The following is a 12,693-nucleotide window of genomic DNA, read 5'->3' as shown; positions in this document are numbered from 1 at the left end:
TTTTATTTATACACGTTTTTATTTTTTTTGGTTAATTTTTTGTTTGCAAATATATCTTATTATAATTCAAAACTTGAGGCAGCTAATCACATTTCTAACCCGCACCCGTAATAACGAATACAGAAATAACTCCAGAAACCAAAGCAATCAATGAAATCATCAGCACACCCCCATCCATCATTATTTAAGCAACGATTGCAAACAAATAATTTTCCTTAGGTAAACAATAACAAACAGATAAAAAAAAGGAAAGTAGTAATGTGAAAAAGTGCGAAATTGGCATAAATATCTAAAATAAAAATAATTTTTTTCTTAAAAAATGGAAATAAGCTCATTTTTCATGCTATAATCGCATATGAAAGGGGAGAAACGCTTGAATATCATAGAAACTTTACGTTTTTTCAGACTCAAACTGAAGCTTACTCAAAAAGAAATGATGTCAGAATTCACGGACCCCTCAACCTATTCTAAAATAGAAAGTGGTAAGCGTTCTTTAAAAGTCACTGAACTTGAAGAGATATTAGGTCATGTATCGATTAATTCAGAAGAATTTTTTAGTTTTGCAACTTTTGATAAAGAACAGCAAGACTTCAGAGATTATTTTTATTACTGTGGTGCCCATTTAGAAAATCAAACAACTAAGAGAAAGCTGCTTAACTATTACTTTTTACTAAAAGATAAAGAGAATAAATCTCTGAGAGAATTATCTAACTACATTGCAATTAAAAACTTCTTTTTTGCTCACTGGGACGAAGTTGATCAAATTACGCAAAAAGAAGTAAATGATATTTTTGAATTACTTCTAAAAAAATCATTTTATCTTCAATATGATTACTTAATTACAGCCAATTTAATCCGATTTTTCACAAGTAAGCAATCTGACTTGTTAGTTTCTCGAATGTTCCCAATGAAATATGAGGATCAGCGAGACTTTTCTACAAAAAAATTTGCTCATAACATACTTATCAATCTGATTTCTTTAAAACTGTATGCAAAAGATTATGAAGGTGCAGAAAAATATATCAAATTAGCAAAAAAACAGGATAAACGAAGCGAGAATTATAGCTTTAAATTGAATCTACAGTACTTATCTAATCTTTTAAATTATATCTTAGATGGCGAACCTGTATATATGGAACGCGTTTATGATTTTATACATTTATTAGAAAATACTGGAGACACCTTACAAGCTGAACAAGTAAAAAAAGAAGTAAAATTATTAACGCATGAACGTGACAGCGAAAAGATGCTTAAAAAATATTCTGTTGGTCTGTTCAAAGAAACTTAATACCCTACTATTAAACAAATATCCCACCTCATAAAAGGTGGGATAAGGAGTATTACTCGGATTGAGTAAAATGAAAATACTGTTAGGGTATATTTATAATACTATATAATGTCTAACATTTCAACCCTTTAGTCATTAAATATTTTTTTATTCGATCGAAAACAGGTTAAAATGTATACTACACCTCACTTTACGCTCTTTCCCTCTTCTGAATCTGCATCAGTAACACCCTTTCAATATAAAATTCTCAACAAACAATCAAACTAAATAATATAAGTATCTCTTTAATTTCAATTATTTGCGTTTATTCAAGCAGCTAGTTTGCTATACTTGGAGTTAATAGACCTTTGGCAACATAATGAATCCTAGATTTAAGATCAAGAAAAACTGTTACAGCAGATATGATTACTGATAGAAAAATTTGAAAAGGAGTCTTTTTATGAAACGGCTATTTCGCATTGGGATTGTTATTTTATTTGTACTATTTTTGATTAAGGTGAATGGCGAAGATAATTCTGATATCCAAGAACCTATAGCTAGCAGTGCTGAAAAAACAAAAACCTCCAAACATGACAAACCAACAAAGTTTTCAACTACTTCCGAAGAAGGAGAGAATCTTGAGGTACCCGAACTAACTAACTCAGTCGAAACTGTGCATGTTCCGACTGAGATTGAGAGCCCTTCAATTGAGAATGATCAATCCTTTATGGACGACGCTAGTGCAGAAGAAGAATTTAAACGGTTAAAACAAGAATTTTCTGTTTTGATGAAAGAAGCTGTTTCTACAGAAGAGCTCGCTCAATTAAAACAAGAATACAATGAAGCTGTTGCTCCTCTTCGTGACTTGGTAAACCCATATAAATTAATTGATAAGCTCAATGAATTTAAATCTTATTTAGAAGAGAAACAAATTCAATTAGAGAATGAACAGACTGCTTTACAATAATATTTAGCCTATTTTTTTACTAACATCTTATGTTTTGAGAAAATTATTTGATAGTCAGCATAGTTTTTTCATTCACTCTTTTTTTGTTTTGGTGGTTAGCAATTTTTTTATAAAAAAAATAAACAGTAGAAACACTGTACAATCCTTTGTACATCAGCGTTTCTACTGTTTCTCTCCACAAAATTCATGGAGACGGCGGGAGTCGAACCCGCGTCCAAACACATTGCCACTTAAACCTCTACGTTCATAGTACACTCATTTAAAGGTTCGCTCTACAGCTTGCCGAGTGACAGGCATTCTGTATCGCTAGTCTGATGATCTCTTCTAAATTTTACAGACGGAAAAAGTTAGCGTATCCCACTTAATTTGAGACCCTTACTCGAGCACATGGGCGATGCCGAGAGGATCTTCACCCGCTGGTTTTACGCAGCTAGAGCGAAAGTATTGTTTTCGTTTTTAGCAGTTATATTTAACTGTAACGTTTTTACGTAGACGTAACCTACGAAACGCAATTCAAGCTCAACTATGCCTGTCGAATCCGTAACGTCCCCGTACAGATTAAAAGCATATGTCATGCTTTTAATAGTATAACATATTTTTTGTTGACTTAAAAGAGTCAGGCGCTTATCTTCCATCATTCTAATAAAAAGGAATAACAGAATTTGGTATAACATCAATGCCCAGTTCCAAAAACATTGACTAAAACCGTGCCAATGACGATAAATCCTAAACCGATCATTGTTGGTACGTTTAACTGCTCTTTCCAATAAACAACTGAAAAAACCGTGATCATAATGATCCCTATTGCTCCCCAAAGTGCGTACGCCACATTCAATGGCATGTAATTGATGGCTTTTGATAGTGTATAAAAACAGATGGCGTAGGCAATCAAACACGTGATCGAGGGAATAAATTTGGTGAATCCAACTGTAGCTTTCAGTAAATTCGTTGCAAGTACTTCACTGATGATAGCGATCAAAAGATACAAATATCCAATCATTTTTTTCCTCCTAAATAACTTCCATCACTAGTATAACAAAAAAAGACCACTACTAGAAAAAACTAGTAATGATCCTTTAGATAATTGCGCCTTTAGGCTTCCGTATAGCAATTCAACATCCAATTGATGCCAAATTTATCAACGACCATGCCGTATTTTTTAGCCCAAAAGGTTTCTCCTAACGGCATTGTTATGTTTCCGCCTTCAGACAACCGAGCAAAGATACGATCGATTTTCTCCTCGTCTTCTGTTGAAACAACTAAAGATACATTGTTTCCTTCAACGAACGTTAAGCCCATCCCATCCGGCACATCTGAAAACATGACGGGTACACCCTCGATCGTCATCGAAGCATTGATGATCAAATCTTTCCATTCCTCAGGTGTAGGATGCTCGGGATCTTCCGGTGCATCCGCAAACGTCATGATCCCATCATTTTTTACATCAAACACTGTTTCATAAAAAGCGATTGCTTCTGCTGCCTGATTCTTAAAGTTTAAATAGACTTGTAACATGAGTACCATCCTCTCACTATCATTTTGCTCATTATCTCATGCAGAAATAGATTGCGCGAAAATAACGCTCACCTTTACGAAAAATCCGTTTCTTTTAATAGCACTTCAACGAATTGCTCTAAATACTTCTGATCGATTGCATCGTATCCTTCTGTTACCGAGCTATCTAAGTCTAAAACACCCAGTAATTTACCTTCCTTTACCATTGGCACAACGATTTCCGATTGAGCTGCTGAATCACAAGAGATATAATTCTCATGTTTTTTTACATCATCAACAATGAGGGTTTTTCTATGCTCGGCGGCTTCTCCGCAGACACCTTTCCCCATTTTGATTCTCGTACAGGATACCTTCCCTTGAAATGGCCCTAAAACTAATTCTTTCCCATCGAATAAATAATAACCGGCAAACACTGTATTTGGTAACGTTTCTGCAAGTAATGCTGATGAATTTGCTAAGTTTGCGATTTTATCATGTTCAATCTCAATGATGGCTGCTTGTTGCTGCACCAATAGTTTATATGCTGATTGCTTTTCGTCTAAATTATTCCACATTGTAAGTCCCCACCTTTTTTTATCGTTAATGATTTTTTTATTATAACATAGCTGCTCGTGATTTCATCTAGCAAGATGTTCACATTCTTCACTACAATTTCAAACAAGTTCACACTTTTTTCGAATTTTTTTATGTTTGATTTAATCTATTAAAGGTATAGTTTAATCATAGTAAACAACCAATATATTTTGTGGATGAACGTGGTGTTAAAACTCTTTGAGGACTAACGGATGTTTATTCTCGACCGATGAGGTGTAGGTTCGAATCCTACCGTCCACGTACGTGCTGATGATCAGCACTTGATCATAAATGACCTTAATGAAAGGAATGGTGTTTTATGAAAAAAATTTTAGTCACAGGAGCAACGTTGTCTGCACTCTCATTTGCCGCCTATTCATTTTTAAGACATACCCCTAAACATCAACATGACTATGGCAAACTATAAACGAAAAAGTTGTCCTGAACACTCACTGTTCTTGACAACTTTTTTTATTTTGCTACGTGATTCACAAATAATACGTCATTTGAATACTAAATGATATTCCCCATCCTCTGCATTATCCAGATACTGATACAAGATCAATTCTAAAATGGCAAGCATCGAGATATGCGACGTGATTTCCATTTTATTTAAAAACAACTCATCTGTAAATACATAGAAATTAACATCACTCATATTTTGAACAACATTATTATCTGCTCCGGTGATCGAAACGAGTAGAGGATGAACCGTATTTTTCAATTGCTGCATCAGTTTGATCCATTCTTGATCCTTACCTTGATAGGTCAAAATAAAAACCATATCTGTCGATTTGATTTGATTTTGAACAAGAGCCCGCATTGATTGATCCTCTGGAAAAACAACCAAAAATCCTGCTGCTACAAACAAGTATCTCACATACTGCATCAACTGTTTATTCATTCCTTTCGCGAATAAATAAATGATCGGTTTTTTCTTTAAGTACTCTCCAACCACAGCCAAACTCTTTTTATCGATCACACGAACAGATTCGTTGATATTTTTTAAATACTCTTCCCGATAATCTTTTTGTGATACGACAAATGGACTGACTTTTTCTTCTTTGATCTGATTGAGCAATGTATATTTAATGACTGTGGTGAATTCACTGTAGCCCGAAAAACCGACTTTTCTAACAAATCGCAGAAAAGTAGTCGTCGAAACAAAGCAGTCATCTGCTACTTCCCGAATGCTTTTATTTTTGATTTCGTTCAAGTTTTTGACAACATAATCAAAGAGCAGATGTTCATTTTTCGTTAGTTCTGAAACATGAGGGTTCACTACTTCAAAAAAATCCATCTTCTTCCCTCCTAGCAGGTTTTAGGAATACTTTGTGCGATGCAGTGGATATTACCGCCGCCAAGTAAAATTTCACGAGCTGGAACACCGACGACTTTGCGATCCGGATAAAGTTTCTCCAATAATTTCTGTGCTTTATGGTCATTTTTATCATTGAATATGGGATATACGATACCCCCATTCGCTGTATAGTAGCTAACATAGCTTGCAGTCAATCGATCTCCTGGAAAACGCGGCAGCATCCCATTAACAGGATCCACCCCTTCACTTTCTTCAGTGGTGATATAAATAGGCTCCGGCATTACCATTTTATGGATAACCAGTTTTCTTCCTTTTGCATCTGTTTCCTGCCGTAATTGTTCATAGGCTGCTTTAGAGATTTCATATTGTGGATCTTCCAGATCTTCGGTCCAAGTTAAAACAAGTTCTCCGGGACGAACAATATTGATCATATTATCTATATCTCCATTGGTTTCATCTAAAAAATATCCTTGTTTGAGCCAAATGATTTTTTCAACATTAAAATAGTCAATCAAAATGGCTTCGATCTCTTCTTTAGAATAGTTCTCATTTCTTCCTTCTGAAAGCAAAACTTCTTCTGTGGTATACAGCGTTCCTTCTCCGTCTAAATGAACAGAACAGCCTTCTAATACAAAGTCTTCTAAACTGTAATAATCCAGCCGCTTAAATTCACACAGCTTTTCAGCGATCAGATCGTCTTGATCCCATGGAAAATATAGTCCGTCCAACAAGCCGCCCCAAGCATTAAAACGCCAATCAACACCACGAACCTTGCCATTTTTATTCACGACATAGATCGGACCATAATCCTTGATCCAAGCGTCATTATTACTCATTTCCATCACACGGATAGAATTTGGCAACAGCTGACGTGCATTTTTGTATTGTTTAGCTGAAACCAGCATCGTTACTGGTTCAAATTGAGCAATTGCTTTTGCGACAGCAGCATATGCTTTTTGCGCTGGTTTACCGCCATTCCGCCAATTGTCTGCGCGTTCTGGCCAAATCATATATGTTTCTTCATGCCGTTCATATTCTGCTGGTGCCCAAAAACCGTCTTCTTTAGGATTGCTAGTCGTTAATTTCATCAATGCTGCACTCCTTTTCATTTCATAAATTGCTGTTTTATGTAAACGATATATTTTTAATATATCAGAAAAAAAGAGTAGACACTAGTTTTTGTTCTACTCTTTTTTTCAACTAGGCTGTAATGATCGTACCCGTTTCTTCTTCTAATAGATTTTTGATATTTTCAAGAGAAGTGATTACTGCTTTGCCGTTTTTACTCTCTTTTATAAACGCAATTGCTGCTTGAACTTTAGGTAGCATACTGCCAGGAGCAAATTGTTGTTGCTGAATGTATTCTTCCATTTGCGTAACCGTTACCTTCGTCAAATCAGCTTGGTTCGGCTGATTGAAATTGATACTGACATGGTCTACTCCAGTAAGTATCACCAGCATATCTGCATGAACCAAAGCGGCGATTTTCTCAGAGGCAAAGTCCTTATCGATCACAGCCTCAACACCTTCATAAACGCCATTTTTCATGATGACTGGAATACCGCCTCCGCCACCTGCAATTGTCACGATGCCATTTTCGACCAATTGTTTGATCACTGCATATTCAACAATATCGACAGGCGTTGGTGAAGGGACCACCTTGCGATAGCCTCTACCCGCATCCTCTACATATGTTGCTTGTGTTTGCTCTTTTTCAGCATCCATTTCAGCTTTACTCAAAAATGGACCAATCGGTTTACTTGGTGCTTGAAAAGCGGGGTCTGTTTCACTCACAACGACTTGTGTTAAAATCGTTGCTGCTGGTTTTGAAATTTTTCTTTTTTTCAGTTCATCCACCAAAGCATTTTCTAACCAGTAGCCGATACTTCCTTGTGTCATTGCTACCGCAGTATCCAGTGGCATAGCTGGATTTTTTTCTGTAGCGCCTAGTTGTTGCTGTAATAATAAATTACCGACCTGCGGACCATTCCCATGTGAAATGATCAATTCATGACCAGCTTCTATAAAATCTGCTAAATAGTGTGCTGTTTTGGCTAAAGCTTCTTGCTGAGCTTTAGCACTCGCATCGGTGGTCAAAATGGCGTTCCCGCCTAAAGCAACGACGATTCTTTTTGTCATTTGTTCTACCTCACTTCGGAACTTGTTGAGTAATACAGTGAATATTGCCCCCGCCTAGGAGAATTTCGCGTGCAGGAACTCCAACGATTTTTCTATCTGGATATAATTCTTGTAGTAAATTTAAAGCTTTTTCATCATTTGGATCACCAAATGTTGGAACGACCACTCCACCATTCGCTGTATAATAATTGGCATAGCTGGCAGCCAAACGATCTCCTTTTTCTCTAGGCAATGTCCCAGCGACTGCATCAACACCCAAACTTTCTTCTTCTGTAATCAAGATCGGTTTTGGCACGTGTAATTTATGCACTACCAACTTGCGGCCTTTCGCGTCTGTTTCATTTTCTAAAATTTCCAAGCATTCTTTTGAGATGTCATATTGCGGATCATTTTCGTCATCTGTCCAAGCTAATACAACTTCACCAGGCTTGACGATATTGATGATATTGTCGACATGCCCGTTCGTTTCATCCAAATAGATTCCACGTTTTAGCCAAATGATTTTTTCTAAAGAAAGATATTCTTTTAAAACCTGTTCAATTTGTTCTTTTGATAACTGCGGATTTCTACCTTCTGAGAGCAAGCATTCTTCCGTCGTGATCAGAGTTCCTTCACCATCTACATGAATCGAGCCGCCTTCTAATACAAAATCATTTAGACGATAACGGTCTTTCCATTCGATCTCACATATCTTTTGGGCAACTTGATCATCTTTATCCCATGGAGAATACAAGCCGTCTACTAATCCACCCCAGGAATTGAACGTCCAATCAACCCCGCGCACTTCTCCTTCGTCATTTTTAACAAAGGTCGGACCACAATCACGAACCCAAGCATCATCATTGGCAATTTCAACGACACGAACTTCTTCAGGAAGCATATGGCGGGCGTTATCATATTGTTCAGCCGATACGCCAACGGTTACAGGTTCAAATTCGCTGATTGCCACTGCTACGTCAACAAAGACCTTTTGTGCTGGTTTGCCGCCATTGCGCCAGTTATCCGGACGTTCCGGCCATAAAATGTAAACACCTTGATGCGCTTCAAATTCCCCCGGCATACGAAAACCATCTTTTTTTGGTGAACTATCAATTGTTTTCATGCTCTAAACTCTCCTTTTGCTGATTTTGTTTTATCATCTGCTTTTTGTTGTATTCTTTATCGCCTAAACGGATACAGCATTCGCCAATAAGTGCTGCTGCGACAGTCCCGATCAAAATAGGGATCTTCTCACTAAACTCACTACTTGATAAAGGAATCGTAGAGAAAAATAACGTGATCACTAATAAAACTAAAGGAACATATGCCATGATCTTTAATAGAACTGGACCGCCAGGCACTTTAAATGGACGTTCTTTGTTCGGATCTATTTTCCGCAATTTTAAAAATGCCGGAAACATCATAATGTAAGATAGTAAAAGCGCGACCACATTTAAGGCAAAGAAAGCCCAGAATATATTTTCATTTGGAATAAATGGCGCTGCGACAACTAAAATAGAGGCAACAATGCCATTGATCACAGAAGCACCAACAGGCATGTCATTTTTAGGATTTTCTTTTGCAAAAACTTTAGGCATATCATGATTTTTTGCCGCATAGAACGCTACATAATTTACCCCTAAAGCCCATGAGATCAAATTCGCCGCTAATGTATACATAAACAATATCCCGATTATGATAACAAACGGGTTGATCCCTCCGACCAACAAAATGAAGCTGTCGATCAAACCACCTGAGGTTGATAACTGATCCGCTGGAACCGCAGCACCCATACCAAATGCAGCGAATAGATAAAAGAAAGCAATCAGGATTCCACCGTAAATAATCGCTTGAGGAATTTGTTTTTTAGGATTTTCCATATCACTAGCCAAAGTCGTCACAACTTCAAATCCTAAAAAGTTAAATAGAATGACTGAAATAAAGCTTAAGCTATTTAGATCGAATGTCGGCAACAACGCTTTGCCTGAAAAATCATTGGCCATGCCTTTTGTTACAGCATGATAAATACCTAAAATACCTAAGCAAACCATGATCGCAACTTTTGCAAATGCAGCAATATTTAAGATCCATTTGCTGTCACTGACCGGGTAACAACTGATTAAGGTAACTAACCAAATAAAGATCAATTGACCGATGATCAATGCTGGTGTTCCAAGATTCAATCCAAAAATTTGAACCATGACCTCTGTAAAAAGAACCGCAAGGCTTGCCATCCAAATTGGAAAATTGATCCAATAAAACCAAGCAACGCGAGCGCCCCAGCGGCGTCCGAATGCCATTTTCACCCAGTCATAAATACCTCCATCTCCTGTATAGGTCGTTCCCAACTCAGCGGAAATCAAGCCATAAGGAAGGAAAAACAAAATCAAAAGAATTCCCCACCAAAAAAATTGTGATGAGCCTATAGCTGCTGCTGGTGCAGCGGATTCAACGACTAAAATAACTACAACAGCCATTAGAACTGCGTCAAACAACCGAAATTTCTTTTTTTCTTTCATGTTTTGTACGCACCTTTCATTAAAGCGGCTGGAAAAAAAGCACGGCACGGTTCAAAAAAAGAGTCATCCCATGCTTTTTTCTTGCCATTACTTCAGATCACTTAGCAACAACAGCATTTCTTAACATCAATTCGAATTCAGCATCATAGTGAGCCGCAACTGCTTCACCTGCATAATTTAAATAAGGATTCAAGAAATAAACAAGTAATGCCCGCATCGCAGTCAAACGATTTTCTGCTTCATCCAGTACAACAGAGTACGGTGCATCTAATACTTCATCTGTGACTTCTTCTCCTCTAGTCGCAGGCAAACAATGTAGAAATTTCACATGAGGTGCAGCTAACTCGATCAATTCTTTATTGACTTGATATTTCGGATAGAACGCTGCCATCCGTTCTTCTTCTGATAGCTCAGCTTCATATAAGCCATACCATACATCTGTATAAATAAAATCAGCATCCTTCATTGCTTCTTTGGCATCCTCTGTGATCAAGACACTTCCGCCAGACACAGCAGCATTTTCACGGCCGATCGCTAATGTTTCTTCTTTGATTTGGAAGCCTTTTGGCCCAAATTGAACAAAATCCATTCCCATCTTTGTTGCCATAAACATCGTTGATACACATACTTGCGTCGCATCTCCCACAAAAACGATTTTACAATCGCTTAATGTTTTACCTGCTGGTAAATGTTCTGTCATAGTGATGATATCTCCCAATTCCTGCGTAGGATGATTATAATCGCTCATGCCATTAATAACTGGAATGCTGGCATCTTTGGCTAAATCTACGATCGTATGATGGCGTTCTACTCGAGCCATCAAAATATCAACTAAACGTGATAACACACGTGCTGTATCCCCTAAAGATTCATGACCGCCAAGCTGGATTTGTCCGGGCGCTAAATACTGGGCATGACCGCCGAGCTGTGTCATTGCTGTTTCAAATGATACTCTTGTCCGTGTAGAAGATTGTTCAAAAATCATTCCTAATGTTTTATCTTTTAATAATGGCGGATAATAACCATTTTTGATCGATTCTTTCAATTTTAAGCCTAACTGGATCAGATAATCGATTTCTGCTTTCGTAAAATCATTTGTGTCTACAAAATCTCTTTTTTTCATCATCTTGTTTTCCACCAATCTTTTCTTGATTTTTTGTCGGCTACTCGAGTATTCCTTTTGACGAGTTAATCATAACGCCTGGAAAATAATTTTTAAAGCGTTTTCGCAGTTCTTGATAAAGTCAAAAGCAGCATGTATCTTGTTCCATTTTACGTAACACGTTACATGTAAGATCAACCAAAGAAATATACTTTTTTTATTTTGACCATGCTATACTTTAATTAAATCAAGTGAAGACGAGGAGGAAATGCGATGACTGAAAAGGCACAACAATTATTAAGAGATCCTGAAATACAACCATCGGACGATCTTATTTCTGAGGGACTTGGTCATTCCTTTGATGTTTATGTTAGGTTTCTCGAAGACTTAAAAGAGTATCAGATTTCATTGATGAAGTGGCGTTATTATAATGATGGAAAAGCTTGGTTATCTAAGGGTGAGTATAAATGGATAAGCACGCGAGGAAACGAAAAAGTGAAGCCTATTTTTTGGTTATCTATCTGGGATGGCTTTTTTAAAGTGTCATTTTTCTTTTCTGAAAAAATTCGAGCTCAGTTGGTCGCTCTACCTTTATCAGAACAAACCAAAGAATTGATCAACAATACAGAACCTAACGGAAAAAAAATGCAGTATCTTTCGCTAATTTTCGATGTTACAGAATGTTCACAGCTCAAGGATATTTATTTATTGGCAGAATTTAGAAAAGAACATATATAGAAAAACTGTAATGAAAAATATACAAAAAAGGGTGAACTTGAGGGTTATTTCTCAAGTTCACCCTTTTTCAATTCACAAGGATTTAGTTCGTCAAATCTTCGCCATTTGTCGCAATGACTTTTTTATACCAGTCGAATGATTTTTTCTTCGAACGTTTCAACGTACCATTTCCGTCATTGTCGCGATCGACATAGATAAAGCCGTACCGTTTTTTCATTTCACCTGTTCCAGCTGACACAAGGTCGATACAGCCCCAGGTTGTATAGCCTAGTAGATCGACACCGTCTAATTCCACGGCATCTTTCATTGCTTGAATATGTGCCGCTAAATATTCGATGCGGTAATCGTCAGCCACATAGCCGTTTTCATCTGGTGTATCCACAGCACCTAAGCCGTTTTCCACGATGAATAATGGTTTTTGATAGCGGTCATACAAGTCATTCATTGTTACACGTAAGCCAAGCGGATCGATCTGCCAGCCCCATTCACTTGCTTCCAAGTAAGGATTTTTCACTGAAGCAAAGATATTGCCAGCTGTTTGTTCGTTGACCGCTGGATCTGTTGATTGGACGC

The 12,693-nt window shown here is 37.2% G+C and carries 13 protein-coding genes and 1 other RNA gene; 3 read left to right on the top strand and 11 right to left on the bottom strand.

Features of this window, described 5'->3' with window-relative positions:
* Positions 1-355 precede the first annotated feature (355 nt).
* Positions 356-1,288 (top strand): helix-turn-helix domain-containing protein, encoded by a 933-nt coding sequence (locus tag H3T55_RS05835; RefSeq protein ID WP_225550124.1) that lies wholly within the window; start codon positions 356-358, stop codon positions 1,286-1,288.
* 439 nt (positions 1,289-1,727) lie between these two features.
* Positions 1,728-2,234 carry a hypothetical protein gene (locus H3T55_RS05830; protein WP_225533734.1) on the top strand — a complete coding sequence of 169 codons (507 nt, stop codon included), beginning with the start codon at positions 1,728-1,730 and terminating at the stop codon, positions 2,232-2,234.
* A gap of 184 nt (positions 2,235-2,418) precedes the next feature.
* Here H3T55_RS05830 and ssrA read toward each other — a convergent pair.
* The 10 genes from ssrA to ptcA all read right to left on the bottom strand — a co-directional run bounded on the left by ssrA (position 2,419) and on the right by ptcA (position 11,403).
* Positions 2,419-2,785, bottom strand: a transfer-messenger RNA (tmRNA) gene (ssrA, locus tag H3T55_RS05825).
* Positions 2,786-2,907: 122 nt separating this feature from the next.
* Positions 2,908-3,234, bottom strand: coding sequence for a DMT family transporter (locus H3T55_RS05820; RefSeq protein WP_087640360.1), 327 nt, complete (start codon positions 3,232-3,234; stop codon positions 2,908-2,910).
* Between the two features lie 92 nt (positions 3,235-3,326).
* Complete coding sequence (locus H3T55_RS05815; RefSeq protein WP_412523564.1) at positions 3,327-3,749, bottom strand: VOC family protein; 423 nt, start codon at positions 3,747-3,749, stop codon at positions 3,327-3,329.
* A 74-nt stretch (positions 3,750-3,823) separates the two neighbouring features.
* Entirely contained in the window at positions 3,824-4,303 is a 480-nt protein-coding gene (locus tag H3T55_RS05810; protein WP_225533732.1) for a GAF domain-containing protein, read from the bottom strand.
* Between the two features lie 521 nt (positions 4,304-4,824).
* Positions 4,825-5,622, bottom strand: a complete 798-nt coding sequence (locus H3T55_RS05805; protein WP_087640363.1) for a MurR/RpiR family transcriptional regulator — start codon at positions 5,620-5,622, stop codon at positions 4,825-4,827.
* A gap of 11 nt (positions 5,623-5,633) precedes the next feature.
* On the bottom strand, positions 5,634-6,731 hold the full coding sequence (gene aguA / locus H3T55_RS05800) for an agmatine deiminase (protein WP_225533731.1): 1,098 nt from the start codon (positions 6,729-6,731) through the stop codon (positions 5,634-5,636).
* 112 nt (positions 6,732-6,843) lie between these two features.
* Positions 6,844-7,782 carry a carbamate kinase gene (gene arcC / locus H3T55_RS05795; RefSeq protein ID WP_225533730.1) on the bottom strand — a complete coding sequence of 313 codons (939 nt, stop codon included), beginning with the start codon at positions 7,780-7,782 and terminating at the stop codon, positions 6,844-6,846.
* A 10-nt stretch (positions 7,783-7,792) separates the two neighbouring features.
* Positions 7,793-8,884, bottom strand: a complete 1,092-nt coding sequence (gene aguA / locus H3T55_RS05790; RefSeq protein ID WP_225533729.1) for an agmatine deiminase — start codon at positions 8,882-8,884, stop codon at positions 7,793-7,795.
* Positions 8,871-10,280 (bottom strand): APC family permease, encoded by a 1,410-nt coding sequence (locus tag H3T55_RS05785; protein ID WP_225533728.1) that lies wholly within the window; start codon positions 10,278-10,280, stop codon positions 8,871-8,873. The genes aguA (H3T55_RS05790) and H3T55_RS05785 overlap by 14 nt, the downstream gene beginning before the upstream one ends.
* Positions 10,281-10,377: 97 nt before the next feature.
* Positions 10,378-11,403: a putrescine carbamoyltransferase gene (ptcA, locus tag H3T55_RS05780; protein ID WP_225534137.1), complete on the bottom strand. Its 1,026-nt coding sequence runs from the start codon at positions 11,401-11,403 to the stop codon at positions 10,378-10,380.
* A gap of 252 nt (positions 11,404-11,655) precedes the next feature.
* Here ptcA and H3T55_RS05775 point away from each other — a divergent pair, with 252 nt between their 5' ends.
* Complete coding sequence (locus tag H3T55_RS05775) at positions 11,656-12,120, top strand: DUF3788 family protein (RefSeq protein WP_225533727.1); 465 nt, start codon at positions 11,656-11,658, stop codon at positions 12,118-12,120.
* Between the two features lie 82 nt (positions 12,121-12,202).
* Here the strand turns inward: H3T55_RS05775 and H3T55_RS05770 are convergent.
* Positions 12,203-12,693: family 1 glycosylhydrolase (locus tag H3T55_RS05770; protein ID WP_225550122.1), on the bottom strand; the 491-nt coding region annotated here is incomplete at its 5' end.

This window comes from Enterococcus sp. S22(2020), assembly GCF_020295385.1.
In the GTDB taxonomy this organism is placed as follows: domain Bacteria; phylum Bacillota; class Bacilli; order Lactobacillales; family Enterococcaceae; genus Enterococcus_L; species Enterococcus_L dunnyi.
This window is presented reverse-complemented; position numbering and strand designations above follow the sequence as displayed.